A 23,960-nucleotide genomic window follows, 5' to 3' on the forward strand; every position below is an offset into this window, starting at 1 on the left:
CCCGCGTCTACGTCTGTCAATTGCGAATCAAACCGGCGCCTTCCAATCCAGCATCTGCTGCTGTGCCACCTGCAGCAAATCATTGCCGTCCTGCGCCAGCAAGTACAGCGCATGGGTAATGTGTGGAATGTCCTGAACATCACCATGGCGGAAGCACATGCAATGCAGGGTTTCGAGCAGGTCGCTGCACGCGCGGATGCGCTGGACGGCGGACTCGAGGATGTCTTGGGGGTTGGCTTGGGTGTCGATGACCATTGGCGCGCTGTCGGTGACGCCGCTGTTGAGCGGGTGATAGCGGTTTGGGAGCGGGTTTAGTATTGGCATTTTGATTACTCGATATTTTAGAAAGTAACCGCCAGTACCGTGACCAAACAGTGGGAGGCGGCCGCATGCAGGATTGGTCAACTGAGACAACGCCAAAACTCAGCTCGCCCGAAGGCGCCCTGCACACAGCCGCCATAACAGCGCACTGCAAAGACGTAGAAGTCCGCAGCGAAAATGATGGCACATCTGCAATGGTGTCGTGCTCAGGTGACCAAACCCGAATCGCTGATTTTGCAGCGACGCCAAACCATAACCGCCCCGTTCCCGCCGCCGGAAGCAGACAAAGCATCCATCCTTGTAGGAATCGGCACCGCATTCCCGAGAAATCATCCCTCTGCCAGACAGCCGGCGTTCAGCGAGGTTAACCATCGCTTAACGCCGCAGTCCAAGACTTTACTGAACCGCACACCTCAGCCCCTGGCTGGCGCCGAGTGCGGCAGGTTCGGCCGTAAGGCGCCGAACGCTTATTCCGTCGCACGGGAGTCCGATTCATGAACATTCGCACGCTATTGCTCACCTCCGCCCTCGCCTGCAGCGCATTCGCCGGGCTGGCTCAGGCCAATGACACCAACGCTGCTACCCAGCCCGTTCCCTATCAGTACGGCATGCCGTTGCATGTGAACAAAGTGATTTCCCTGACCGAGCCACAGACTCAGCAGTGCAAGGTCATCACCGCTGACATGAAGTACATCGACAATGCAGGCAAGCCGGCGGAAATCACCTACCGGAAAATGTCTGACGCCTGCAGCTTCCAGAACTGACAGAAGGCTCTGATTTGCGGCTTTGCGGTAGGCGGTGAGGGGCTCGCGGGTTATGCTCGGGGTCACTTCTCACTGCCGCAAGGACTCGCCATGCAGTTGTCGTTTCGCACTTTGTCGATCATCACGTCTTTGTTGTGTTTCGTGCTGGCGCTGGCTTGGGGCTTTTTCCCGCAGGTGTTGCTGGCGATCTGGAGCATTGAGTATTCGGTCGCTGCCGGTTTTGTAGCGCGGCGCAGTGCGGTGCTGTTTGCAGCTTTGGGGGTGATGTTTTATCTGGTGCGCAGCGCGCCGCCGTCGCTGGGGCGCAATGCCCTGAGTAACGGGTTTATCGTCGGTTGTTTTGGTCTGGCGGTACTGGGTTTTGGCGAATGGCTGAACGGCCACGCCGGCCCCGGGATTCTGCTCGCGGTGCTGGTCGAGTTCGCGCTGGGCCTTGGCTTTGTGCAGGCCCGGCGCGTGACGGTCGAACTGGGTGAAACGGTGAGTTAAAGCGCTCTGGAGCGAGGACTGTAATGCTGTGGCGTGGTTTGTTGCGCCAGATCCGAACGCAGGCCGGCAATCAGTTCGTTGATCTCGCGACAGCCATTGAGATGGCTGGCGTCGATACCGCTGACGTGCAGATCAACCTGGTCAGTCTGGTGGTCACCGAAGACCTTGACGGTCATCGACAGGTCTGGCGACAGCGTGCACTGGCAGCGTTTAGGCAGAAAACTGCTTTCAATGATATTGCGTAGTTCCAAGGCAGACAGAAACATGGTGAACCTCTCCTTATTGATGAAACTGCCAATCAACTCTTCACGTTGACCGCTTTTGCTGCCCCTGCACGGGTGTGTCCCCGCTGATTCCCTGGTGCGGCAAACGGTTGTACTGCGAAATGCCCATTGGAGTGTAGGCGCCCGAAGCCGGTGCGCTGCACCAAAGCGACGCATAAAACGTGCCTTTCATCGGGTCATTTCGACCCTCATGAAATCAAGCACTTGGCGCGCTGGCCAGCAGTTGGCCAGTTGCAAAATGCAAGATCGACCCTCCTGAGCACTGCAATTTGCAAGTCGACGCCGGTTTGCATTCATCGCTGATGATAGTGAGAATGCCCGACATCCACCCTACACCCGCCAGGAGGCTTTCATGGGTTCTTTACGCGCTCGCGCGACAATCGGTCTGCTCGTTGCCGGCCTGTCTACCCTCGCCCACGCGGCCAAACTCGAAGACGTCGCGCCGTATCCCAAGGCGGAAAACGGCTTCACCCGCCAAGTCATCTACCTGCCCAAACAGGATCAGGAGGAGAACTTCCAGGTTGAAGTGCTCGTCGGCAAAACCCTGGAAGTCGACTGCAATCGCCAGCGCCTGGGCGGCGCTCTGGACGAGAAAAACCTCGAAGGCTGGGGCTATCCGTTCTACCGCCTGGAAAAAGTCATTGGCCCGATGAGCACGCTGATGGCCTGCCCACCCGGCACCGCGAAGAAACGCGCCTTTGTCCCGGTCGTCGGTGACGGCTTCATGCTGCGCTACAACAGCAAGCTGCCACTGGTGATCTACGCCCCGAAAGATGTCGAGGTGCGCTATCGCATCTGGTCGGCTTCGGACAAGGTCGGCACTGCTATTGCGGAATGACCTGAACAGGGAGCACCAAACTTGATTACCTGCCATGTGCGATACGTGATCGATCCGTACCAATTGACCGAGTTCGAGGCCTACGCCAAGGCCTGGCTGGGCATCGTCGAGCGCTTGGGCGGCACGCATCACGGCTATTTCCTGCCCTCCGAGGGCGCGAGCAACATCGCTTATTGCCTGTTCAGCTTTCCCTCGCTGGCCGATTACGAAAGCTACCGGCACATCGCGCTGACCGACCCGGAAAGCACGGCGCTGGTGGAATCACTGGTGCAGAAAAAATTCATCGTCAGCTACGAGCGCAGTTTCCTGCGCCCACTGCTGCCCTGAGTGTTATCACGCCGGGACGCCGCACACCGCGGCGCGCTCGGCGACATGGCGCAGGCTGTCGAAGTTGATATTCGCGCCGGAGTCGATCGCGACGAAGGTCTGCTCGCGAACAGCGCTGCGCGCCACGTATTGCTTGATGCCGGCCACCGCCAATGCCCCGGAAGGCTCGGTGATCGAGCGGGTGTCGTCGTAGATATTCTTGATCGCCGCGCACAGCTCGTCATTGCTGACAGTGACCACCTCGTCCACGCAAAACCGGCACACCTCAAAACCATAAGCGCCGATCTGCGCCACCGCCACGCCATCGGCGAACGTTCCGACACTGGGCAACACAACGCGCGCATCCGCTTGCAGCGCCGCCTTCAGGCAGGCCGAATGCTCCGATTCGACACCGATGATCCGTACCTCCGGTCGCAGGTATTTGACGTACGCCGCGATGCCGGCAATCAGGCCGCCCCCGCCCACCGGAACGAAGATCGCATCCAGCGGCCCCTGATGCTGACGGAGGATTTCCATGGCCACCGTGCCTTGGCCGGCGATTACGTCCGGGTCGTCGAATGGAGAGACAAAGGTGCGCCCGGTCTGCTCGGCGAGTTGCAGCGCATGGGCCAGGGCAAACGGAAAACTCTCGCCGTGCAGCAGCGCCTCGGCGCCCCGACTTCGCACCCCAAGCACCTTGAGTTCGGGCGTGGTCGAGGGCATGACAATGGTCGCCGCGATCCCCAGCTCCCGCGCTGCCAGCGCCACGCCTTGGGCATGGTTGCCCGCCGAAGCGGTGATCACCCCGCGTGCTTTCTGCGCATCGCTCAATTGCACCAGCTTGTTGTAGGCGCCACGGATCTTGAAGGAGAACGTCGGTTGCAGGTCTTCGCGCTTGAGCAGGATCCGGTTGCCCAGCGCCTCGGACAGCGCAGGCGCCGCTTGCAACGGCGTGCGCACAGCAATGTCGTAGACCGGCGCGGCGAGGATCCTTTTCACGTACTGCTCAAGCAGGGCTTGCTGGTCGGGGCTGTATTTCATCGTCATCTCCGTGCGCTCTGTGTAGGAGCTGCCGGAGGCTGCGATCTTTTGACTTTGTATTTCTCAAATCCAAAGCAAGATCAAAAGATCGCAGCCTTCGGCAGCTCCTACAGGGAGCCATCGTTGTTAAAACCCTGGAGACAGAAAATGAAAACCCGCCTCTAGGGCGGGTTGGGTGCTGCAGTCGTGAGCTAGCCCGCCAAATGAGGAATGGCGGTAATAATGCTTGGCTGGCAGCGCAATACGGTGGAAGTCATGGGCCTGAAATTAGCCCGGCGGCGGCCGGCGAGTCAATGGCTTATTTGCGGACGCCAAGGTAGGCTGGCGATTCTGCTCATCACCCCAAGGAAGGAATGCATGATGTCTGTCGCCCTGCCCCTCACTGCGTTGATTGCGTTTACTGGCTACACCGTATCGGTGATGCTCCAGGCCGAACAGTCGTTGATCGACTTCGGCCTCAGCCTGATGTCGCGTCCGGACACGGCGCAGGTGGTGGTTGATCTGTATCTGCTGGCGACGCTGGCCGGGGTATGGATGGTCAAGGATGCGCGAGCGCGGGGGATGTCGGTCTGGTCGGTGGTGCCATATCTGTTGCTGACGGCAGTGTTTGTGTCGATCGGGCCGTTGTTGTATCTGGTGGTGCGTGGGGTTCGGGAGCGCCGGAAAGTGATTGTGCCAGATCCAGCGGGCTGATCCTGAGCCTCCGGTGCTGCTGAAATAGCTTTCGCGAGCAAGCCCGCTCCCACAAGGGATTTGTATCAGGCACAGATCCCGTGCCAACCCGCAATCCACTGTGGGAGTGAGCTTGCTCGCGAAGGCGTAGGCCAAGTCACCACAGATCACTTGGCCAGCCGCCGCAACCCAAACAACATCCCCCCTGCCCCCAACATCATCAACAGCAGAAACGCCGGGTAGGAAATCCACCAAGGCGTGCCCGCCGTCATCATGCTGAATTCCGACATCCCGCCAATGCTCGCAATCAGGTTCAACGGCAGAAACACCACGTTGATCAACGTCAGCTTGCGCAGCAGGTTGTTCATGCTGTTATTCATCAAGTTGCCACGCGCATCGATCAGCCCGGAGAACACCGTGGAGTAGATCTCCGCCTGCTTGTAGCACTGGTTATTTTCGATGATCAGGTCGCCGATCAGCCCGATCGCCTCGCTGCCGAAATGCTGTTTTTCCGCATGATTGCGCAGCCGCGTCAGCACCGCGCCGTTGCTGTGCAGGGCATTGATGTAATAGATCAGGCTTTCGCTGAGGTTGAACATCTGCACCAGGTGCTGGTTCTGCATCGAGGCGTTGAATTTCTGTTGAAGCTCGCGGGCCACCAGTTTGATCACCTTCAGATGGCCAAGGTAATGGTGGATGTTGTAGAACAGCAAATCGAGCAACACATCCAGCGGCGCGTTGAGCGGCTGGCGCGTGCCGATGCCGTGCAGCGGCGTGTCGTCGGTAGCGATCACCAGCAGTTGGCCGGGCGCAAACAGCAGGCCACAGGACGACACTTCAAACGCCAGGCTGCCACCACCGGAATAGTTTTCCGGGCGTTTCCAGATCAGGAACAAGTGATCGGGGTGAAACTCGATTCGCGACACTTCGTCCGGGTCCAGCGCCGAGGCCAACGCGTGTTCGTCGACCTTGTAGTGGCTGTGGAGCAAATCGCGCTCGGCCGCATCGGGATTGCTGAACAACATCACCTCGGCGTCCAGCCGCTCGACCCGCTGCAGTGCGCCATGACTCAATGCGAAACTGCTGATCATCGGCGTTTCACCAAGCCTGGCCGCGACGTTTGAGCTCCAGCCGTCGCACGAACTCTTCCAGCACCAGTGAATACAGATCGTCCTGCAAGTAGGCGTCTTCAATGCCGGCGTCGAGGTTAGGGTTGTCGTTGACCTCAATCACCACCACTTTGTCGCCGGCCTGTTTCAGGTCCACACCGTAGAGGCCATCGCCAATCAGGTTGGCGGTCTTGACCGCCAGTTCCACCACCGCTCGCGGCGCCTCGTGAACGGCCAGGGTACGGCACTCGCCGTTGATGTCCTGGCCCTTGGCTTTGTGGTTGTAGATTTGCCAGTGTCCCTTGGACATGAAGTATTGGCAGGCGAAGATCGGTTTGCGGTTGAGCACGCCGATGCGCCAGTCGTACTCGGTATAGAAAAACTCCTGAGCCAGCAGCAACACCGAGTGTTCGAACAGTTCAGCGGTGGCTTCAAGCAGCGCCTGCTGGCTTTCGACCTTGATCACTCCGCGAGAAAAACAGCCGTCGGGGATCTTCAGCACCAGCGGAAAACCGAGGCGTTCGCCGACCCGCTCGAAGTCTTCCGGTCGTTCCTTGTAGAGAATTTCGGTGGCGGGCATGCCCAGTTGGTGGCTGTTGAGCAGGTCGGTCAGGTACACCTTGTTGGTGCAGCGCAGGATCGACGTCGGATCATCCATGACCACCAGCCCTTCACTTTCGGCTTTTTTTGCAAAGCGATAGGTGTGGTTGTCGACGCTGGTGGTCTCGCGGATCAGCAAGCCGTCGTACTCGGCGATCCGCGCATAATCCCTGCGCTCGATCAGTTCGACGTCGATGCCCATGCGTTTGCCGACCCGCACGAAGTTTTCCAGCGCCTTGGCGTTGGATGGCGGCAAGGCTTCCTGCGGATCGTGCAGGATCGCCAGGTCGTAACGCGCCACTTGTGGCGAGCGTGGCGCCCGCCAGACTTTACGGCTGAAGCCGTCCAGCGCATTGGCGAACTGATCTTCCTGGTCATCACGCAACTTGTGCAGAGCGCCGGACTTTATGCCTTCGATGTGCCAACCGTTAGTTCGCCGAAACTCAACTAACAGAATCGGACACGGGAACACTTCAAACAACTGTCGAGCCAGATCCTGCAGCGGCTCGATATGCGTCTTGCCGAAGTAAAGTGTCAGGGTAAAACCTTCGGTATCGCTGTAGAGATGATGACTGAGGGCCTTTTCCAGGGTTTTATCGAGATCGTCCAGTGCCAGACCGTAAAGCGATTTTTTGGTCAGCTCGCTGATGGTACGTACCGATGGAATCACCTTGTGGCCGCGGGCTTCAGCCAGCAGCGAGCAGTAGTAACCGTGGCCCAGGTACTTGTAGCTGCGGCACAGATTGATCACCTGCACCCGCTTGCCCGGCTCGCTGTCACGGGTTTGCTCAAGATATTCCTGAGCCGTGACGATGTCCTCGCTGGGAAAGTACGAGGCCCAGTCTTCCTTGCGTTCGACGATAATCAACACTTGACTAGAAGTTCTGATGGCTGGATTTAAAATAGTTGCCGCCGGCAAACTTTGCTCGGATACTTCGCGCCAATGACCCTGTACCGCTGACATAGAGATTGATCCGTTGGAGAACAAGACCATTTCTATTAAGCACGAAGTTTTTCGAAAGTCCCGTTTCGTTACGCAACTTTTACGGTGGTCATATGAGTGCTGTTTTTCGTTTGGCGGTAGTTGAAGATCTGCCAGCGTTGCTGGCCCTGGAAATGCAATGTTTCACCACCGACCGGCTCACCAGCCGCAGCTTTCAATGGATGATCACCCGCGCCCATGCGCAGCTAATGGTCGCCGAGATCGACGGTCGATTGCTCGGCTACGCACTGGTGCTGTTTCATCGCGGCACCTCGCTGGCGCGCCTGTACTCGATCGCCATTGCCGGGGAAGCTCGCGGCAGCGGATTGGGCAAACAGTTGCTGCAACGTATCGAGGCCTGCGCCGTCGAGCATGACTGCGCATACCTGCGCCTGGAAGTGCGTATCGACAACCCCACCGCCATCGCGCTTTACGAGCGCAACGGCTACCGACGCTTTGCGTTGATTCACGATTACTACGAAGACCACGCCGATGCGTTGCGTCTGGAAAAGCGCATTGTTCAGCACCGTGACTCGCGCAACATCAAGGTGCCCTATTATCCGCAAACCACTGAGTTCACCTGTGGCCCGGCCTGCCTGCTGATGGCCATGGGCGCGCTGCAACCTGAGCGCTTGCTGGAGCGGCGTGAGGAATTGCAGATCTGGCGTGAAGCGACCACGGTGTTCATGACCTCCGGCCATGGTGGCTGCAGCCCCCAGGGCTTGGCACTGGCGGCCTGGCGACGGGGGTTTCGGGTGCGTCTACAACTGAGTATGACCGGACCGTTGTTTCTCGATGGCGTGCGCGATGAGCATAAAAAAGACGTCATGCGCCTGGTGCACGAGGAGTTCACTGCGCAAATGCACGAAACCGACATCGATCGGCAGATTGGCACCCACCTGGATTTGCCGAAGTTGTTACAGGCTGGCGGACAGCCTCTGGTGCTGATCAGCAGCTATCGCCTGACCCGCTCCAAATCACCGCATTGGGTCATGGTGACCGACTGCGATGAAGACTTTGTGTATCTGCACGATCCGGATGTCGATCACAGCCAGCATCGTCAGCCGATGGACTGCCAGCATGTGCCGGTCAGCCATGGCGAGTTTGAGAAGATGAGCCGGTTTGGGCGTGGCAAATTGCGGGCAGCGGTAGTTTTGTATCCCCGGAATGAAATCTCTGGCTGACCCGTTGTAGTGAGGGGATTTAGCGAAACGTCGCACCGCCCCGATGGCGCGCGAAGCGGGCCCTCCTGAATTTTTAAGGGCCTGCTGCACAGGCCATCGGGGATAAATCCCCTCACTACAATTGAGACTGAGTGTCTGAAGTGAAGTTATTTCAGACCGATTTTGTACAACGAACCATCCTGTTCATCCGTCAGCACATACAGATAGCCATCCGGCCCCTGCCGCACATCACGAATCCGCTGTTTCAGCTCACCCAGCAGCCGTTCCTCGTGCACCACCTTGTCCCCGTCAAACTGCAAACGAATCAGCTCCTGACTGACCAGCGCGCCGATAAACAGATTCTGCTGCCAAGGCTTGAAGCGGTCAGCGTCATAGAACGCCATCCCGCTGACACCGGGGGACTTCTCCCAGACATGGTGCGGATCAACCGCACCCTCGACACTCTTGCCCTTGGCTTCCGGGATCGGTTGCAGCGAATAGTTGATGCCGTGGGTCGCCAGCGGCCAACCGTAGTTCTTGCCGCGCTCAATGATGTTCACCTCATCGCCGCCACGGGGGCCGTGTTCGTTTTCCCAGATAGTGCCATTCCACGGATTGAGCGCCGCGCCCTGCGGGTTGCGCTGGCCGTACGACCAGATTTCCGGACGCACACCGGATTGGCCCACGAACGGGTTGTCATCCGGCACCTTGCCGTCGGGGAAGATCCGCACGACCTTGCCCTGCAGCTTGTCGAGATCCTGCGCGGTCGGTCGGTCGTTGTTTTCGCCCAGGGTGATGAACAGATAACCGTCGCGGTCGAACACCAGTCGTGAGCCGAAGTGGTTGCCGGTCGAGAGTTTCGGCTCCTGACGGAAGATCACCTTGAAATCGCTGATCGTCTTCAGGTCATCCGACAGCCGCCCACGCCCCACCGCCGTACCGGCCTTGTCCCCGGCACCACCGCCCTCGGCGTAGGACAGATAGACCAGTCGATCCTGTTTGAAGTCCGGCGACAGCACCACGTCGAGCAAACCGCCCTGGCCCTTGGCCCAGACCTTCGGCACGCCACTGATGGGCTCGGAACGCTTGCCGTCGGCTGTAATCAGCCGCAGGGTTCCCGGGCGCTCGGTCACCAGCATGCCCTGACGATCTGGCAGAAACGCCAGCGCCCAAGGGTGCTGAAGGCCTTGGGTGACCGTGGTGACTTCAAGGGTGCCCTGCTCGCTTTGCAACTCTTGTGGAGCAGCGGCGAAAGCTGGAGCGCTGATCAGCGCGCTGGCGCACAGCGTGGCTAGAAGGGTTTTACGCAACATGCACGATTCCTTTTGTTCATTTCAAAGGCTGACAGGAACGCAGTCCCGCCGTTCAACGGTTGCTGTCTCCATCGCGTGGCGGTGGGTTGGGGATGAATTTGGGCGGCGTACTTGGTACCGAGCGTTGCTGCTGGCCATTGCCAATCCCGCCGTTGCCAACGGTGGGCGTACTGGGTACCGGCACCGTATTCGGCCCTCGAATCGCCGGCGCGCTGGGCTGCGTGCCCTGCATGCTGTTGGGATTGGCCCGGCGGATCGGGCTGTTGTAGGGATTGTTGTTGGTGCCGGTGGGACTTTGCGCCAGCAATAGCGGCGCGGACGGTGCCGCGACGTCGGCATGCGCCAGACCGGCCCCAAGGAGCAGAACGATAATGCCTGGCAGTAGTCGTTTCATGGGGTGGCCTCGCGGTGCACAGGTGATAGAGCCTTCGAGTCCACGCTACGCCCCGGGTTCGGATTTGTTAACCCGTTGCCCTTAAACAAGATGTAACACGGCTTGACCGGCAACGCCGCGCGCCACGCAAATGCCGGAAACTTTCGCACTGCGCCACAGGTCACCTGATCATCACTTGGAGAACTCACCATGGCTCGGGCAATCTGGAAAGGCGCGATCAGTTTCGGACTGGTACACATCCCTGTCGCGCTGGTGTCGGCCACCTCTTCGCACGGCGTGGACTTTGACTGGCTCGATAGCCGCAGCATGGATCCGGTGGGTTATAAACGGGTAAACAAGGTCACCGGCAAGGAAGTCACCAAGGAGCACATCGTCAAAGGTGTGGCCTATGAAAAAGGTCGCTACGTAGTGCTCAGCGAGGAAGAGATCCGCTCGGCGCACCCGGTGTCGACACAGACCATCGACATTTTCTCCTTCGTCGATGCCGAGCAGATCCCGCTGCAGAACATCGACACACCCTACTATCTCGCACCTGACAAGCGCGGCGGCAAGGTCTACGCGTTGCTGCGTGAAACATTGAGCAAAACCAACAAGGTCGCCCTCGCCCGCGTCGTCCTGCACACTCGGCAATATCTGGCAGCACTGATGCCGCTGGAATCGGCGCTGGTGCTGGTCAAACTGCGCTGGCCGCAAGAGGTGCGCGGCCTTGATGAGCTGGAGCTGGGCAGCGAAGTGACCAAACCGCAACTGGCCAAGGGCGAGTTGGACATGGCTAAACGTCTGGTGCAGGACATGAGCGGCGACTGGAGCCCGGAGGACTACAAGGACGAGTTTGAAGACAAGATCATGGCCCTGGTCGAGAAAAAGGCCCACGAAGGCAAGATCGAGGATGTCGAGACCGTGGGTGGCGAGGAGGAGCGCAAGTCTGCGGATGTTATCGACTTGACCGAGTTGCTTAAACGAAGCCTGGGCGGTAAAGCGCCGGCCAAAGCGAAGGCAAAAGAAAAGCCTGCCAGTAAGGCAGCCCCGGCGAGAAAGACCAAAAAGGCCTCGGGGGAGTAATCAGATGCGGTTCCTGTCAGGAAGCTGACAGGTTGGCTTTGAGAGACTCATCGCTCCCACAGTTGAAATGCGTTCTTTCCTGAACTCACATTCCACTGTAGGAGCCAGCCTGCTGGCGATGGCATAAACAGGCGCGATACACCGGTCAGATCAAAATGAAGATCGCCAGCAAACCGCCGAAAATCGCCCACTTCTCCATGTAGTAACGCGCACGATTACGCTTTTTCAGCTCTTTACCACGCAGGCGAACCTTGTAGATTTTGGTAAACAGGCGATTGATCCCACCGGTGCGGTCACCGGCGTCATTCGGCGCACCGGCCGCGGACATCACGGTACGGCTGAACCAGCTGTTGAACGCCGCCGCCCAGCGATATTTCATCGGGCGCTCGATGTCGCAGAACAGGATGATGCGGTTCTTGTCGGTGGTGTTTTCGGCGTAGTGGATGTAAGTCTCATCAAACATCACCGCTTCACCGTCGCGCCAGTGGTAGCTCTCGCCGTCGACATTGATGTAGCAACCGGCATCATTCGGCGTGTCGAGACCCAGGTGGTAGCGGTACGAACCGGCATACGGGTCACGGTGGCGAACCAGTTTCGAACCCGGTGGCAGCTCGGCGAACATTGCGGCCTTGATCGAGCCGATGCTCTGCACCAGCTCAGTGGTGCGCGGGCACAGCTTCATCGCCGACGGATGGCTCTCGCCGTACCATTTCAAGTAGAAACGCTTCCATCCACTTTTGAAGAACGAATTGAAACCGACGTCATCGTACTGATTCGAGCGCTTGATCTCACCGGCGCGCAGCAGGTTCTGCCCTTCCTGGCGAATTTCTTCCCAATGCGCCTGCAACGGGCTCAGGTCCGGAAACTCGGACGGATCGAGATACGGTTTGTTCGGCTTCTTCGAAAACAGGTAAAGGAAGCAGTTGATCGGGGCCAGAAACGTCGAGTGATCGCTCAGTTGACGGCCCAGTTTGTGACGCACACGTCCACGAAGGTGAACGTATGCAATCGAAATGACATAAATAGCGGCAATGATGAGTTTCACGGAAATCGTCACACGTCAAAAGTGAACAAACTGCGCGCCTGCCGGCCAGAGGCCCAGGGTCTGATGCAGTGGCATGAATACAAATACTATCCCGGTGGCACTTCCTTGAGCCCATGCCGTTAGCGGCTATTGGGTAATCGGATGGCATTTTAGCCATACTTTGTAACCAATAGTGAACCTGATCTGTGAAAAACTGTCCGCTGAATCTGCCAAACAGCAGGCGCGACGTCATCGCCCTATCGTTTAAAGAGCCAGACCAGTACAATCGCCGCCAAACTTTACGCGCCCCCCTTGGTTGATGACGGGACTGTCCCGCTTCAGCGCACTTTGACTCGGGCCAAGCGCTCCAGCCGCACCCTCGCTACTCAGAATGCTTCGCAGGAAAAACCTTTGATTTCTACAGCTAACATCACGATGCAGTTCGGCGCCAAGCCGCTCTTCGAAAACGTTTCGGTCAAATTCGGCGCGGGCAACCGCTACGGCCTGATCGGCGCCAACGGTTGCGGCAAGTCGACCTTCATGAAAATCCTCGGCGGCGACCTCGATCCGTCCGGCGGTCAGGTCATGCTCGAGCCGAACGTCCGTCTGGGTAAATTGCGCCAGGACCAGTTCGCCTACGAAGAATTCACCGTGATCGATACTGTGATCATGGGTCACGAAGAGCTGTGGAAGGTCAAGGCCGAGCGCGATCGCATCTACTCGCTGGCGGAAATGAGCGAAGAAGACGGCATGGCCGTGGCCGAGCTGGAAACCGAGTTCGCCGAGATGGACGGCTACACCGCAGAATCCCGCGCCGGTGAACTGCTGCTGGGTCTGGGTATTCCGCTGGAACAGCATTTCGGCCCGATGAGCGAAGTCTCGCCAGGCTGGAAACTGCGCGTATTGCTGGCGCAGGCGCTGTTCTCCGATCCGGAAGTGCTGTTGCTCGACGAACCGACCAACCACCTGGACATCAACACCATTCGCTGGCTGGAAAACGTTCTGACCCAGCGTAACAGCCTGATGATTATCATCTCTCACGACCGTCACTTCCTGAACAGCGTGTGCACGCACATGGCTGACCTGGATTACGGCGAGCTGCGCCTGTTCCCGGGCAACTACGACGAGTACATGACCGTGGCGACCCAGTCCCGCGAGCAACTGCTGTCGGACAACGCCAAGAAGAAAGCGCAGATTTCCGAGCTGCAATCGTTCGTCAGCCGCTTCTCGGCCAACGCCTCGAAAGCCAAACAGGCCACTTCCCGCGCCAAGGCGATCGACAAGATCCAGCTGGCCGAGGTCAAGCCGTCCAGCCGCGTCAGCCCGTTCATCCGCTTCGAGCAGAACAAAAAGCTGCACCGCCAGGCGGTCATGGTCGAAAAAATGGCCAAAGGCTTCGATGGCAAGCCACTGTTCAAGGATTTCAGCTTCCAGGTTGAAGCCGGCGAGCGCGTAGCGATCATCGGCCCGAACGGTATCGGCAAAACCACCCTGCTGCGCACCCTGGTCAACGAACTGACCCCGGATGCCGGTAGCGTCAAGTGGACCGATGCCGCGGAACTGGGCTACTACGCTCAGGACCATGCGCACGACTTCGAAGACGACGTGACGCTGTTCGACTGGATGGGTCAGTGGACTCAGGGCGAGCAGATGATTCGCGGCACTCTGGGCCGCATGCTGTTCTCCAACGACGAGATCCTCAAGTCGGTCAAAGTGATTTCCGGTGGTGAGCAAGGTCGCATGCTGTTCGGCAAGCTGATCCTGCAAAAGCCGAACGTGCTGATCATGGACGAACCGACCAACCACTTGGACATGGAATCGATCGAGGCGCTGAACCTGGCGCTGGAAAACTATCCGGGCACGCTGATCTTTGTCAGCCACGACCGTGAGTTCGTATCGTCCCTGGCGACGCGCATCATCGAGCTGAGCGCCAACGGCGTGACTGACTTCAGCGGCACTTACGATGACTACCTGCGTAGTCAGGGTGTGGTGTTCTAAGAGCAGCTTCGAGCCTCCAGCTTCAAGCTTCAAGCGAAAGCCCTGTCGGTGTGACAGGGCTTTTTGCATTTCGGAGCCAATATTTATGCGGGCACCAACACCATCGCGAGCAGGCTCACTCCTACATTTGAAATGCGCCCCCTCCTGTAGGAGTGAGCCTGCTCGCGATGAGGGCACCAGCAACAATCGGAATAGCCAGGAAAAATAGTTAGCCTGCTTCCTTTTGTTCCAGCACCCAGCCATGATGCCGACTCTCCCACCGCCGCCCGCGAACGAGTCCACATGTCTGCGCAGCAACCGCCTCCGCAAAGCTCCCTGGCGATCACCCTGCAGATCGTCTCCATCGTGTTCTACACCTTTGTCGCCTTCCTGTGCATCGGCCTGCCGATCGCGGTGCTGCCCGGTTATGTGCATGAGCAGCTGGGTTTCAGCGCCATTATTGCCGGGCTGGTCATCGGCTCGCAGTATCTGGCCACCCTGCTTAGTCGGCCGATGGCCGGACGCATGTCGGATACGCTGGGCACCAAACGGGCGATTGTTTTTGGCTTGTCGGGGATTGTGCTCAGCGGGCTGCTGACGCTGATCTCGACGCTGTTGCAGGACTTCCCGATGCCGAGCCTGATCATTCTGATCATCGGTCGACTGCTGCTCGGCGTCGCACAGGGCCTGATCGGCGTCGGTACCATCAGTTGGTGCATGGGCCAGGTCGGCGTCGAACACACGGCGAGGTCGATCGGCTGGAACGGTATTGCCTCCTATGGCGCAATAGCGATTGGCGCGCCACTGGGCGTGGTCATGGTCGCCGATTACGGCTTTGCCAGCCTGGGCATCGCTCTGTCGATATTGGCCGCCGGGGCCTTGGTGTTGATCCGCAATAAGCCTTCGGTGCCGGTGGTACGCGGCGAACGGCTGCCTTTTTGGGCGGTGTTCGGGCGGATTGCACCGTATGGGGCCAGTTTGACTCTGGCGTCGATCGGTTACGGCACGCTGACCACCTTCATCACCCTTTATTACCTCAACCGTGGCTGGAGCGGCGCGGCGTATTGCCTGACGGTGTTCGGCGTGTGTTTCATCCTGTCGCGGCTGCTGTTCATTTCGGCGATCAGCCGTTTTGGCGGCTTCAATTCGGCGATAGCCTGCATGAGCATCGAGACCGTCGGCCTAGTGTTGCTGTGGCTGGCGCCCTCCACCGCGTTCGCGTTGATCGGCGCGGGACTGGCGGGATTTGGCTTGTCGCTGGTGTATCCGGCGCTGGGGGTCGAGGCGATCAAGCAGGTGCCCAGCTCCAGCCGTGGCTCGGGGTTGGGGGCTTATGCGGTGTTCTTTGATCTGGCGCTGGCGATTGCCGGGCCGTTGATGGGTGCAGTGGCATTGAATCTGGGGTATGCGTGGATTTTCTTCAGCGCGGCGCTGTTGTCAGTGATCGGGCTGGGGTTGACCTTGGTGCTCAAGCGCCACTCGACATCCTGAAATTTCGTACAAATCACTGTGGGAGCGGGCTTGCTCGCGAAGGCGGTGGGTCAGTCAAAATATAGAGTGACTGATCTATCGCATTCGCGAGCAAGCCCGCTCCCACAGGGGAGATTGAGTCGTTTATTGATCCGCGGTCTGCATCCCCGCCCGGCTCGGCTTGCCCAGCGTGCGCGAGAAGAACTGCCCAGCCTCGGAGATCAGGTTGCGGTGAATATCTTCGCGATCCACGCCGTCGGCGTCGGTGCACAACGCCGGCATGGCGCGGATCTGCTCTTCATTGCACGGCGCCATGAATACGAAGTGCCCTGCCCCGGCCAGTAATTTGAAGTCCGGTGCGGTTGGCAGTTTGCGCGCCAGAGCCGCGGCGTTTTTGTCGAAGGCCACCAGTTTGTCGCCATCGCCGCTGTACAGCAGCACCGGTACATGCACATCCGCCAGGGTGCTACGACCGAATTTCAGGCTCAGCGGCGCCATCAGCAGCAAGGCATGCACGCGCGAATCGGCCACTGGCTGCAAATCGTCGCGGTCGACGATCAGTTCACCCTGGGTGTTGCAGGCATCATGGTCGTCAGGGCGTTCCAGGCAGTAGCGGCGCAGACGATCCAGATCCGGCTGCGCGCCGGAGAGAATCAACGCGGTTTCGCCACCGGCCGAATAACCAATGACCCCGACCTGATCAGCGTTGACGAACGGCGAGAGCATCGGGTCGCCGAGGGTCGCGGTGATCGCTTCGGAAATCTGGATCGGCCGCCCATACAGATTGCTCAGGGTGCCGAGGCGGCTGTGGTCTTTGGAGTTGTCACCGGGATGAATCACCGCGACCACCACAAAGCCCTTGCGTGCCAGCGAGGTGGCGAGGTCATGCAGCGCCAGCGGCGTTCCGTTGTTGCCGTGAGACAGCATCAGCATCGGAAAACGACCGATCGCGACCTTGGTGTCAGCGCCGGCCTCGACGGTGTAACCCTCAAGCAGGCTGCTGTGTTCGCGGTCGCTGGAAGGATAGAAGGCGATGGCGCGCATCGGTTGCAGATCCAGCGGATCGAGGAATGTCATTTCGTGGTAACCGACACTCCAGACAGGGTGTCGCCCGGGCGCGGCATGCACTGAACCGAGGCTGCTGAGCAGGCAAATCAGTAACGTTGCACAAAGACGCATCATGGGATGGCCCACCCTGTGTTACTCAATCGAAAGATCCTTTGTGTTCCGACACGCCCCAAACCCTGAGGTTCGGAGATCCGGCGCAACGGTGCACTCAGACGTTGATCGTTTGACTGCATAACCCGGGCCAGATTATGCAACAGTCAGAAACAAAAAACTCCGCATCTGGCCCTTGCAGAACCAGAATACAGAGTTTTTTGAGGGGCTACCTGAACGGCAGCTGGTCTTAACGCAATGCTTACGCGGCGGCGAACAACTGCTCGCTGATCTTCGCCTGAGCAGCGCTCATCGCGTTGTTGCGCACTTCATCACCGTAGGCCAGACCTTCGGCACGGACGATTTCGATGTCGGTGATGCCGAGGAAGCCCAATACCAGCTTCAGATATTCCTCGTGAGCGATGCCGCTCGCCTGACCGGCATGGATGCCGCCGGAGGTGGAGACGATCACCACTTTCTTGCCACCGCACAGGCCTTCAGGGCCGGCTTCGGTGTAGCGGAAAGTCTGGCCGGCAACGGCGACGCGGTCGATCCAGGCCTTGAGCTGGGTCGGCACGGTGAAGTTGTACATCGGCGCGGCAATGACGATGGCGTCGGCAGCGATGAATTCGGCCAGGGTCGAGGCGCTCAGTTCGGCTTCGTGCTGTTGTGCGGCGTCGCGCAGCTCAGCAGTGGTACCGGCAGCCACCAGGGTGGTCGACGAGAAGTGACTGATAGCGTCGGCGGCCAGGTCGCGGTAGGTGACCACGGCGGTTGGCTCGGCGGCTTGCCAGGCTTTGACGACTTGGCTGCTCAACTGACGGGAAGCGGAGTTGTCGCCCAGAATGCTCGAATCGATGTGCAGCAGTTTCATGTGGAATCTCCTGTAAAGAATCGCCGGCGGCGACGGAATGGAGACAATCCTACGGAAGAAACCAATAGCTGATTAGCCGCCGACAATGCGATAGTTCGTCCCACTGATAGAACGGTGGACTTTTCATGCAGGATCTCAATGATCTCTACTATTTCGCCAAGGTGGTCGAGGCCGGTGGCTTCGCGGCGGCCGGGCGTTTGCTGGGCATTCCCAAGTCCCGCCTGTCACGACGCATCGCCGAACTCGAAGAGCGCCTCGGCGCCCGTCTGCTGCAACGCACCACGCGCCAGTTGAACCTGACCGCGGTTGGCGAGCGCTACTTGCGCCACTGTCAGGCGATGTTGCTGGAAGCGGAGATGGCCGACGAAGCGGTCGCCAGCATGTCCAGCGAGCCACGTGGCCGCCTGCGCGTATCCTGTCCTACCGGTCTGGCGCGGGAAATGTTGCCGTGGGTGATCAGCGAATTCCTCGGCAAATTCCCTCAGGTGCAACTGGAGGTGGTGCTGCTCAATCGCCGGGTGGATCTGGTCGCTGAAGGCTTCGACGTGGCCCTGCGTGTACGCGAGTTGGGCGATGAAGATCCGTTGCTGGTCACCCGGCGTCTGCGCCAGGCACAAATGGTCGTGGTGGCCAGCCCGGCTTTTGTCGAGGGCAAAACCATCACTCATCCGCAGGACTTGAAGAACCTGCCGGTGCTCGGCGCGCTGGAGGCCGATCGCATGGTGCATGTGCGCTTGCTGGATGAGCAAGGCAACAGCGTCGAACTGAACATGGAGGCGCGGTTGGGCATCGATGACTTCATCGTGCGCAAGGCCTGTGTGCTCGCCGGCCAGGGTTTTACCCTGCTGCCGATGATGTATTGCGAAGCCGACCTTGAGAGCGGCGCGCTGGTGCAACTGTTGCCCGAGTGGTCGTTGCCCGGCGGCTGGTTGCAGGCGGTGTATCCGCATCGACGCGGGGTGATGCCGGCGGTGCGGGCATGGATCGATCATCTGGTCGAATCGTTCAATGCGTGTGGGGAGCGGTTGTTATGAACAAGGGAAAAATGAACGAAGCGGATGTCGCCGCCTTCTGCCTGGCCTTGCCGGGTGCGCGGGAGGATTACAAATGGGGCGGCGTGCGGGTGTTCTCGATTGCCGGCAACAAGATGTTTGCCCTGCAAGGGCTGCGCGGGGATTCACTGGCATTCAAGGTCGACAAGGATCTGTTTCTCGGCCATTGCGACCGCCCGGGTATTCACCCTGCGCCTTATCTGGCGCGGGCGCAGTGGATCATCATGCACCCGCCCTACCCGCTGGGTGCCGAGGAGCTGCAGGGATTACTGACGCGTTCGCATCAATTGGTGGTAGGCAAATTGCCCAAAAAAACCCAAATCGGATTGTTGCTCTAGCTTTTTGATTTTGATTTTGATTTTGGTGGGAGCGGGCTTGCTCGCGAAAGCGGTGTGTCAGACAACATATTCGTCCATTGGCACACCGCTTTCGTCGGAACGCCGCCCGGAGCAAGCCCGCTCCCACATGGGTCATGTGTGAAGCTTAAATATGTGAAAGCAGGTTCGAACCGAGAAACAACTGATCGATCCAGAACACCTGATGCAGCGCCACAATCACCCAGAACAGAATCTGAAACGACACCTTGCGCGTCTTGTGCCGGAATACCTGTTGGGCGATCAGCGCGCCGGGCCAGCCGCCGGCCAGTTCCAGCGCATGCAGGATGTTCTCCGGTGTGCGCCACGCATCGGCGCGGGCCTTGCGCTTGTCTGCCCAGTACATGAAAAACGCCAGCACGCTGACCACGCCATAAGCGGTCAACGGCACCAGCGAGATGCCGCGCAGCCACATCGACAGCGAGCCGAACAGCGGCAGCGCGCACACGATCAACAGCACCGCCAGTTTCAGTTTCAGATGCTGAATGCCGCTACCGGACGGTCGTCCATCCGGGCGGCGCGCGCGGGAATCACTCATGGTTTCGCCGCCGACCAATCCACCCAGCCGAACTGCCAGGTCGCCAGAATCACCAGACCGAATACAATCCGGTACCAGGCGAATGCCGCGTAACTGTGGCTGGCGATGAACTTGAGCAGACCGCGCACGGCGATCATGGCGAAGATGAACGCGGTGATGAAACCAATGGCGAACACCGGGAAGTCCGCCGGCACAAACAGATGGCGATACTTGTAACCGGAGTACACCGCCGCACCGACCATGGTTGGCATCGCCAGGAAGAACGAGAACTCGGTCGCAGTCTTGCGCGACAGGCCAAACAGCAGGCCGCCGATGATCGTCGAGCCCGAACGCGAGGTACCGGGGATCATCGCCAGACACTGCGCGAAACCGACTTTCAGCGCGTCCTTCCAGGTGATCTCGTCCACGGTTTCGGCGTGCACTTCATGTTGCCGACGCTCGGCCCACAGCATGATCACACCGCCCACCACCAGCGCGGTCGCGACGGTGATCGGATTGAACAGGTATTGGTGAATCAGGTCGGCAAAAATCACCCCCAGCACCACCGCCGGCAGAAACGCGATCAGCAGGTTGGCAGTAAAACGCCGTGCACTCGGCTGGGTCGGCAAGCCGATCACCACGTCGAGAATCTTGCGGCGAAACTCCCAGACCACCGCAAGGATCGCGCCGAGCTGAATAATGATGTTGAACGCCATGGCCCGTTCGCCGCCGAACTCGAGCAGGTCGGCAACAATGATCTGGTGTCCGGTACTGGAAATGGGCAAAAACTCCGTCAGCCCCTCTACAACTCCAAGAATCAGTGCCTGCAAGGCGGTCCAAAGATCCATCAATCCCCCAAAGAGCGATGCACGCGGGCATGCCCCGATAATATTTTTCTAACGTTCACTGCGTTCAGCGTAGCTGTACCGATTCCGCGCGCACAGGATCCACACGAAACGGTCAAAATTCCGTGAAATATCAATTCGGATTCAGGTTTTCACGCGCGGGGCCGAAATCCTAACAGACAAGCCTTAATAGTGCTGCGGCGTTATACGACTTGGGTCGCGTATGCCTGACCACGCAAACGTGGTTGGATGCTGGCGTTGATTTATTACAAGAAAAAGAAATCGGAGTGACAGCGTTATGAACAGCTTGCGCAGTGTGTCGATCAGCCGACGCTTGTGGCTCATTTTGATTGTGGCGGTGGTCATGTTGTTGACCTTGGGCGTGTTGATGCTCAAGCAGATCCACGATGACCTGTACCACGCCAAGGCGCAGAAAACCCAGCATGTGGTGCAGACCGCCAGCGGCCTGCTGACCTATTACCACGACCTGGAAACCGCTGGCACCCTGACCCGCGAAGCCGCACAGAAGCAAGCGCTGACCGCCATTCGTGGCCTGCGCTACGACCAGAGCGATTACTTTTGGATCAACGACCTCACCCCCGTGATGGTCATGCACCCGACCAACCCCAAACTCGAAGGCCAGAACCTTTCGGCGATCCGCGACCCAGACGGTTTCGCGGTGTTCAACGAGATGGTCGCGATCGCCAAAAGCAAAGGCGCGGGCATGGTCGATTACCGCTGGCCCAAGCCCGGTGCCAGCGAACCGGTGGCGAAAACCTCCTATGTAAAATTGTTCGAGCCGTGGGGCTGGGTGCTCGGTTCGGGCGTTTACGTCGATGATGTGCAGAGCGAGTTCCGGGGGCAGTTGATCAAGGCTTCGGTGATTGGTTTGGTGATCGCCGTGATCATGGCCCTGCTGGTGATTTTGATTGCCCGCAGCATCGTCCGTCCGTTGCAGGAAACCGTGAACGCCATGGCCAACATCGCCAGCGGCGAGAGCGACCTGACCCGCAGCCTCGACACCCACGGTCAGGACGAAGTCACGCAACTGGCGCATCACTTCAACGCCTTCACCGCCAAGTTGCGCCGGGTCATCGGTGACCTGCAGGTTTCGGCCAGTGCGCTGGGTCAGTCGTCCAGTGAACTGGGCAACGATGCGACTCAGGCCCAGCAGCGCAGCCAACAGCAATCGCAGCAGATGGAACTGGTGGCGACCGCAATCAACGAAGTGACCTACGGCGTGCAGGATGTGGCGAAGAACGCCGAACATGCTGCCGCTGAAATGCGCGATGCCGAAGCTCAGGCGCAGCAGGGCCAGATCAACATCGACGGCAGTCTGCAACAGATCGACAAGTTGTCCGGAACCATTGACCAAGCGGTCGAAGTGATTCGCACCCTGGCGGCCGAAAGTACGCAGATCGGCAGTGTGCTGGAGGTGATCCGCTCGATTGCCGAGCAAACCAACCTGCTGGCGCTCAACGCGGCCATCGAAGCGGCCCGCGCCGGGGAACAGGGCCGGGGCTTTGCGGTGGTGGCCGATGAAGTGCGGTTGCTGGCGCAGCGCACGCAAAAGTCGACGGCGGAAATCCAGAGCATGATCGAACGCCTGCAGAATCATTCCGAAGCGGCGGTGAAAGTCATTGGCGACAGCAGCAAGGCCTCGCAACTGACCATCGAACAGGCCGGCCTCGCCGGTGCCAGCCTTAACGCGATCGGCCAGGCCCTGCGCAATCTCAACGGCCTGAATGCCTCGATTGCCAGCGCCACACTGCAACAGGCGCATGTGGTCGAGGACATCAACCAGAACGTCACGCAGGCCGCCGGTCTGTCGCACAGTACGGCGCTGGCGGCGGAGCAGTCGAGTGCGGCGAGCGTCAAGCTTGGGCAGTTGAGTGAACAGCTGAACCAGCTTCTGCGCCAGTTCCGCGTCTGACCCCGCTCCCCCTGTAGGAGTGAGCCTGCTCGCGATAGCGTCGTATCAGTCAACCACAGAGCGGCTGACCCACCGCCATCGCGAGCAGGCTCACTCCTACAGGTTTTTGGGTACAATCCGCTCCCTCCTCAACTCCCCTAAGGAACCCCCATGTCCGGGCTTGAACTGTTTGCCGCCGCCCTCGGTGTGATCGCCGTCTGGCTGACGGTCAAACAGAATCCGTGGTGCTGGCCGATCGGCCTGGTCATGGTGTTGCTGTACAGCTGGATTTTCTATGACGTGAAGCTGTACTCGGACATGTTGCTGCAAGTGATTTACGCCGCGCTGCAAGTCTACGGCTGGTGGCAGTGGACCCGCGCCGGGACGATGCATGACGGCCGTGAAGTCACGCGCCTGGATCAGCGCTCGATACTGCTCGGCCTGAGCGTAGGCGCCCTCGGCAGCCTGCTGCTGGGTGCGGCCATGGCGCACTGGACCGACGCGGCGCAGCCGTGGCTCGATGCCGCGCTGACGGCGTTCAGCCTGGTTGCGCAATTGTGGATGGCGCAGAAACGCCTGCAATGCTGGGCGCTGTGGTTCGTGCTGGATGTGATTTTCGTCGGTCTGTTCCTGTACAAGGGTCTGTACCTCACCGCCGCGCTGTATGCCCTGTTCACCCTGATTGCTGTGCAAGGCTGGCGCGAATGGCGCGCCGATCCGGCGTTGCAGCGATGAAGGTGGTTGTCCTCACCGGCCCGGAATCCACCGGCAAGAGCTGGCTGGCCGCTGGCCTTCAGGCTCGCTTCGGCGGCCTGCGGGTGGACGAATACGTGCGCTGGTTCATCGAGCAGAATCCACGCGATACCTGCCTCAACGACATCCCCAACATCGCCCGTGGGCAGCTGCAATGGGAAGATCAGGCGCGGGCGCAGCAACCGCAATTGCTGATTCTCGATACCCATTTGCTGAGCAACATCCTCTGGAGCCAGACCCTGTTTGGCGACTGCCCGGCGTGGCTGGAACCCGAGCTGCTGGCCCGGCATTACGACCTGCATCTGCTGTTGTCGCCGGAGCAGATCGACTGGACCGACGACGGCCAACGCTGCCAGCCGCAACTCAGCGAACGCATGGCGTTCTTTCAGGCCACCCGCGACTGGCTGGAACAACAACGGCAACCGCTGCAGATCATTCAGGGCGATTGGGATGAGCGGCGGTCTCAGGCTTTCGAAGCCGTGGCGCGTTTAATGGCTGATTGACCTGGCAAACAGCTCCTTTCGGAGCCCAAGTGTCCATTCTTGAAACACCCGACTCCGCGCAAAGCAGCCGTTTAAATGGCCTTCATCATTCTGCAAGGGCATCTGTTACGCCAGTGAAACAGTCCCCGGCAAACCCTTGTTCCAGAGCTTTGCACCGCCCATG

25 protein-coding genes and 1 pseudogene are annotated in these 23,960 nt (G+C 59.3%); 14 read left to right on the plus strand and 12 right to left on the minus strand.

The features are described from left to right. Positions 1 to 27 precede the first annotated feature (27 nt). A complete protein-coding gene (locus ACOYXI_RS05870; protein WP_047597132.1) occupies positions 28 to 324 on the minus strand; it encodes a hypothetical protein in 297 nt (98 codons plus the stop codon). Positions 325 to 815: 491 nt separating this feature from the next. On the opposite strand from ACOYXI_RS05870, the gene ACOYXI_RS05875 reads away from it, so the two are divergent. Together ACOYXI_RS05875 and ACOYXI_RS05880 are read left to right on the plus strand one after the other, a co-directional pair. Then, positions 816 to 1,085 carry a DUF2790 domain-containing protein gene (locus ACOYXI_RS05875; RefSeq protein WP_027612725.1) on the plus strand — a complete coding sequence of 90 codons (270 nt, stop codon included), beginning with the start codon at positions 816 to 818 and terminating at the stop codon, positions 1,083 to 1,085. A gap of 90 nt (positions 1,086 to 1,175) precedes the next feature. Further along, on the plus strand, positions 1,176 to 1,574 hold the full coding sequence (locus ACOYXI_RS05880; protein ID WP_098964128.1) for a hypothetical protein: 399 nt from the start codon (positions 1,176 to 1,178) through the stop codon (positions 1,572 to 1,574). On the opposite strand, the gene ACOYXI_RS05885 is transcribed toward ACOYXI_RS05880, so the two are convergent. Continuing rightward, positions 1,571 to 1,840 carry a DUF1652 domain-containing protein gene (locus tag ACOYXI_RS05885; RefSeq protein WP_007964586.1) on the minus strand — a complete coding sequence of 90 codons (270 nt, stop codon included), beginning with the start codon at positions 1,838 to 1,840 and terminating at the stop codon, positions 1,571 to 1,573. The genes ACOYXI_RS05880 and ACOYXI_RS05885 overlap by 4 nt on opposite strands. A gap of 370 nt (positions 1,841 to 2,210) precedes the next feature. Between ACOYXI_RS05885 and eco the strand changes: the two genes are divergently transcribed. Both eco and ACOYXI_RS05895 read left to right on the plus strand, forming a co-directional pair. Next, positions 2,211 to 2,696 (plus strand): serine protease inhibitor ecotin, encoded by a 486-nt coding sequence (gene eco, locus ACOYXI_RS05890; RefSeq protein WP_461674525.1) that lies wholly within the window; start codon positions 2,211 to 2,213, stop codon positions 2,694 to 2,696. A 21-nt stretch (positions 2,697 to 2,717) separates the two neighbouring features. Beyond that, positions 2,718 to 3,023 (plus strand): NIPSNAP family protein, encoded by a 306-nt coding sequence (locus tag ACOYXI_RS05895; RefSeq protein ID WP_003225174.1) that lies wholly within the window; start codon positions 2,718 to 2,720, stop codon positions 3,021 to 3,023. A gap of 30 nt (positions 3,024 to 3,053) precedes the next feature. On the opposite strand, the pseudogene ilvA reads toward ACOYXI_RS05895, so the two are convergent. After that, a pseudogene (gene ilvA, locus ACOYXI_RS05900) lies at positions 3,054 to 4,049 on the minus strand (threonine ammonia-lyase, biosynthetic); the annotation flags it as partial. Positions 4,050 to 4,400: 351 nt separating this feature from the next. Between ilvA and ACOYXI_RS05905 the strand changes: the two are divergent. Then, the gene (locus ACOYXI_RS05905) at positions 4,401 to 4,736 is read left to right on the plus strand and encodes a DUF2834 domain-containing protein (RefSeq protein ID WP_461674526.1); all 336 of its coding nucleotides are present in this window, start codon (positions 4,401 to 4,403) and stop codon (positions 4,734 to 4,736) included. A gap of 146 nt (positions 4,737 to 4,882) precedes the next feature. On the opposite strand, the gene ACOYXI_RS05910 is transcribed toward ACOYXI_RS05905, so the two are convergent. Together ACOYXI_RS05910 and ACOYXI_RS05915 are read right to left on the minus strand one after the other, a co-directional pair. Beyond that, entirely contained in the window at positions 4,883 to 5,806 is a 924-nt protein-coding gene (locus ACOYXI_RS05910; RefSeq protein ID WP_461674527.1) for a magnesium transporter CorA family protein, read from the minus strand. Between the two features lie 7 nt (positions 5,807 to 5,813). After that, positions 5,814 to 7,388 carry a RimK family protein gene (locus ACOYXI_RS05915; RefSeq protein ID WP_139053902.1) on the minus strand — a complete coding sequence of 525 codons (1,575 nt, stop codon included), beginning with the start codon at positions 7,386 to 7,388 and terminating at the stop codon, positions 5,814 to 5,816. Between the two features lie 92 nt (positions 7,389 to 7,480). On the opposite strand from ACOYXI_RS05915, the gene rimI reads away from it, so the two are divergent. After that, entirely contained in the window at positions 7,481 to 8,590 is a 1,110-nt protein-coding gene (gene rimI, locus ACOYXI_RS05920) for a ribosomal protein S18-alanine N-acetyltransferase (protein ID WP_461674528.1), read from the plus strand. A 146-nt stretch (positions 8,591 to 8,736) separates the two neighbouring features. Here the strand turns inward: rimI and ACOYXI_RS05925 are convergent, their stop codons facing one another. Next, entirely contained in the window at positions 8,737 to 9,882 is a 1,146-nt protein-coding gene (locus ACOYXI_RS05925) for a PQQ-dependent sugar dehydrogenase (protein ID WP_210557240.1), read from the minus strand. 52 nt (positions 9,883 to 9,934) lie between these two features. Beyond that, positions 9,935 to 10,276: a hypothetical protein gene (locus ACOYXI_RS05930; RefSeq protein WP_461674529.1), complete on the minus strand. Its 342-nt coding sequence runs from the start codon at positions 10,274 to 10,276 to the stop codon at positions 9,935 to 9,937. A gap of 189 nt (positions 10,277 to 10,465) precedes the next feature. Here ACOYXI_RS05930 and ku point away from each other — a divergent pair, with 189 nt between their 5' ends. Continuing rightward, positions 10,466 to 11,338, plus strand: coding sequence for a non-homologous end joining protein Ku (gene ku, locus ACOYXI_RS05935; protein ID WP_027612716.1), 873 nt, complete (start codon positions 10,466 to 10,468; stop codon positions 11,336 to 11,338). A 145-nt stretch (positions 11,339 to 11,483) separates the two neighbouring features. Here the strand turns inward: ku and lpxO are convergent, their stop codons facing one another. After that, entirely contained in the window at positions 11,484 to 12,383 is a 900-nt protein-coding gene (lpxO, locus tag ACOYXI_RS05940) for a lipid A hydroxylase LpxO (RefSeq protein WP_098968420.1), read from the minus strand. A gap of 390 nt (positions 12,384 to 12,773) precedes the next feature. Here lpxO and ACOYXI_RS05945 point away from each other — a divergent pair, with 390 nt between their 5' ends. Both ACOYXI_RS05945 and ACOYXI_RS05950 read left to right on the plus strand, forming a co-directional pair. Beyond that, complete coding sequence (locus ACOYXI_RS05945; protein ID WP_027612713.1) at positions 12,774 to 14,360, plus strand: ABC-F family ATPase; 1,587 nt, start codon at positions 12,774 to 12,776, stop codon at positions 14,358 to 14,360. Positions 14,361 to 14,642: 282 nt separating this feature from the next. Further along, entirely contained in the window at positions 14,643 to 15,830 is a 1,188-nt protein-coding gene (locus ACOYXI_RS05950) for an MFS transporter (RefSeq protein ID WP_461674530.1), read from the plus strand. A gap of 123 nt (positions 15,831 to 15,953) precedes the next feature. Here the strand turns inward: ACOYXI_RS05950 and ACOYXI_RS05955 are convergent, their stop codons facing one another. Together ACOYXI_RS05955 and ACOYXI_RS05960 are read right to left on the minus strand one after the other, a co-directional pair. Next, on the minus strand, positions 15,954 to 16,991 hold the full coding sequence (locus tag ACOYXI_RS05955; RefSeq protein ID WP_461674531.1) for an alpha/beta hydrolase family protein: 1,038 nt from the start codon (positions 16,989 to 16,991) through the stop codon (positions 15,954 to 15,956). Between the two features lie 238 nt (positions 16,992 to 17,229). After that, entirely contained in the window at positions 17,230 to 17,841 is a 612-nt protein-coding gene (locus tag ACOYXI_RS05960) for an FMN-dependent NADH-azoreductase (protein ID WP_027612710.1), read from the minus strand. 125 nt (positions 17,842 to 17,966) lie between these two features. Between ACOYXI_RS05960 and ACOYXI_RS05965 the strand changes: the two genes are divergently transcribed. Both ACOYXI_RS05965 and ACOYXI_RS05970 read left to right on the plus strand, forming a co-directional pair. Then, entirely contained in the window at positions 17,967 to 18,875 is a 909-nt protein-coding gene (locus tag ACOYXI_RS05965; RefSeq protein ID WP_007964611.1) for a LysR substrate-binding domain-containing protein, read from the plus strand. Further along, positions 18,872 to 19,231 carry an MmcQ/YjbR family DNA-binding protein gene (locus ACOYXI_RS05970; RefSeq protein ID WP_027612709.1) on the plus strand — a complete coding sequence of 120 codons (360 nt, stop codon included), beginning with the start codon at positions 18,872 to 18,874 and terminating at the stop codon, positions 19,229 to 19,231. Before ACOYXI_RS05965 ends, ACOYXI_RS05970 begins: the two co-directional genes overlap by 4 nt. Positions 19,232 to 19,376: 145 nt before the next feature. Here ACOYXI_RS05970 and ACOYXI_RS05975 read toward each other — a convergent pair whose 3' ends face one another. Together ACOYXI_RS05975 and ACOYXI_RS05980 are read right to left on the minus strand one after the other, a co-directional pair. Beyond that, on the minus strand, positions 19,377 to 19,805 hold the full coding sequence (locus tag ACOYXI_RS05975; RefSeq protein ID WP_139053897.1) for a DUF1294 domain-containing protein: 429 nt from the start codon (positions 19,803 to 19,805) through the stop codon (positions 19,377 to 19,379). Then, positions 19,802 to 20,632 carry an undecaprenyl-diphosphate phosphatase gene (locus ACOYXI_RS05980; protein WP_098964138.1) on the minus strand — a complete coding sequence of 277 codons (831 nt, stop codon included), beginning with the start codon at positions 20,630 to 20,632 and terminating at the stop codon, positions 19,802 to 19,804. The genes ACOYXI_RS05975 and ACOYXI_RS05980 overlap by 4 nt, the downstream gene beginning before the upstream one ends. 295 nt (positions 20,633 to 20,927) lie before the next feature. On the opposite strand from ACOYXI_RS05980, the gene ACOYXI_RS05985 reads away from it, so the two are divergent. The 3 genes from ACOYXI_RS05985 to ACOYXI_RS05995 all read left to right on the plus strand — a co-directional run bounded on the left by ACOYXI_RS05985 (position 20,928) and on the right by ACOYXI_RS05995 (position 23,797). After that, positions 20,928 to 22,562: a methyl-accepting chemotaxis protein gene (locus ACOYXI_RS05985; RefSeq protein ID WP_282413677.1), complete on the plus strand. Its 1,635-nt coding sequence runs from the start codon at positions 20,928 to 20,930 to the stop codon at positions 22,560 to 22,562. 150 nt (positions 22,563 to 22,712) lie between these two features. Next, complete coding sequence (gene pnuC / locus ACOYXI_RS05990) at positions 22,713 to 23,276, plus strand: nicotinamide riboside transporter PnuC (protein WP_098964140.1); 564 nt, start codon at positions 22,713 to 22,715, stop codon at positions 23,274 to 23,276. Then, entirely contained in the window at positions 23,273 to 23,797 is a 525-nt protein-coding gene (locus ACOYXI_RS05995; protein ID WP_098964141.1) for an AAA family ATPase, read from the plus strand. The genes pnuC and ACOYXI_RS05995 overlap by 4 nt, the downstream gene beginning before the upstream one ends. Positions 23,798 to 23,960 lie beyond the last annotated feature (163 nt).

It is taken from the genome of Pseudomonas sp. G3-19, assembly GCF_054855875.1.

What these genes read in the sequence shown, in the direction of transcription:
- eco (WP_461674525.1), top strand. Translation starts at nt 2,211, where the DNA reads ATGGGTTCTTTACGCGCTCGCGCGACAATCGGTCTGCTCGTTGCCGGC.
- ACOYXI_RS05905 (WP_461674526.1), top strand. Translation starts at nt 4,401, where the DNA reads ATGATGTCTGTCGCCCTGCCCCTCACTGCGTTGATTGCGTTTACTGGC.
- ACOYXI_RS05880 (WP_098964128.1), top strand. Translation starts at nt 1,176, where the DNA reads ATGCAGTTGTCGTTTCGCACTTTGTCGATCATCACGTCTTTGTTGTGT.
- ACOYXI_RS05915 (WP_139053902.1), bottom strand. Translation starts at nt 7,388, where the DNA reads ATGTCAGCGGTACAGGGTCATTGGCGCGAAGTATCCGAGCAAAGTTTG.
- ACOYXI_RS05955 (WP_461674531.1), bottom strand. Translation starts at nt 16,991, where the DNA reads ATGATGCGTCTTTGTGCAACGTTACTGATTTGCCTGCTCAGCAGCCTC.
- pnuC (WP_098964140.1), top strand. Translation starts at nt 22,713, where the DNA reads ATGTCCGGGCTTGAACTGTTTGCCGCCGCCCTCGGTGTGATCGCCGTC.
- ACOYXI_RS05960 (WP_027612710.1), bottom strand. Translation starts at nt 17,841, where the DNA reads ATGAAACTGCTGCACATCGATTCGAGCATTCTGGGCGACAACTCCGCT.
- ACOYXI_RS05985 (WP_282413677.1), top strand. Translation starts at nt 20,928, where the DNA reads ATGAACAGCTTGCGCAGTGTGTCGATCAGCCGACGCTTGTGGCTCATT.
- ACOYXI_RS05885 (WP_007964586.1), bottom strand. Translation starts at nt 1,840, where the DNA reads ATGTTTCTGTCTGCCTTGGAACTACGCAATATCATTGAAAGCAGTTTT.
- ACOYXI_RS05965 (WP_007964611.1), top strand. Translation starts at nt 17,967, where the DNA reads ATGCAGGATCTCAATGATCTCTACTATTTCGCCAAGGTGGTCGAGGCC.
- ACOYXI_RS05870 (WP_047597132.1), bottom strand. Translation starts at nt 324, where the DNA reads ATGCCAATACTAAACCCGCTCCCAAACCGCTATCACCCGCTCAACAGC.
- ku (WP_027612716.1), top strand. Translation starts at nt 10,466, where the DNA reads ATGGCTCGGGCAATCTGGAAAGGCGCGATCAGTTTCGGACTGGTACAC.
- ACOYXI_RS05875 (WP_027612725.1), top strand. Translation starts at nt 816, where the DNA reads ATGAACATTCGCACGCTATTGCTCACCTCCGCCCTCGCCTGCAGCGCA.
- ACOYXI_RS05925 (WP_210557240.1), bottom strand. Translation starts at nt 9,882, where the DNA reads ATGTTGCGTAAAACCCTTCTAGCCACGCTGTGCGCCAGCGCGCTGATC.
- ACOYXI_RS05995 (WP_098964141.1), top strand. Translation starts at nt 23,273, where the DNA reads ATGAAGGTGGTTGTCCTCACCGGCCCGGAATCCACCGGCAAGAGCTGG.
- ACOYXI_RS05975 (WP_139053897.1), bottom strand. Translation starts at nt 19,805, where the DNA reads ATGAGTGATTCCCGCGCGCGCCGCCCGGATGGACGACCGTCCGGTAGC.
- ACOYXI_RS05980 (WP_098964138.1), bottom strand. Translation starts at nt 20,632, where the DNA reads ATGGATCTTTGGACCGCCTTGCAGGCACTGATTCTTGGAGTTGTAGAG.
- ACOYXI_RS05970 (WP_027612709.1), top strand. Translation starts at nt 18,872, where the DNA reads ATGAACAAGGGAAAAATGAACGAAGCGGATGTCGCCGCCTTCTGCCTG.
- rimI (WP_461674528.1), top strand. Translation starts at nt 7,481, where the DNA reads ATGAGTGCTGTTTTTCGTTTGGCGGTAGTTGAAGATCTGCCAGCGTTG.
- ACOYXI_RS05950 (WP_461674530.1), top strand. Translation starts at nt 14,643, where the DNA reads ATGTCTGCGCAGCAACCGCCTCCGCAAAGCTCCCTGGCGATCACCCTG.
- ACOYXI_RS05930 (WP_461674529.1), bottom strand. Translation starts at nt 10,276, where the DNA reads ATGAAACGACTACTGCCAGGCATTATCGTTCTGCTCCTTGGGGCCGGT.
- ACOYXI_RS05910 (WP_461674527.1), bottom strand. Translation starts at nt 5,806, where the DNA reads ATGATCAGCAGTTTCGCATTGAGTCATGGCGCACTGCAGCGGGTCGAG.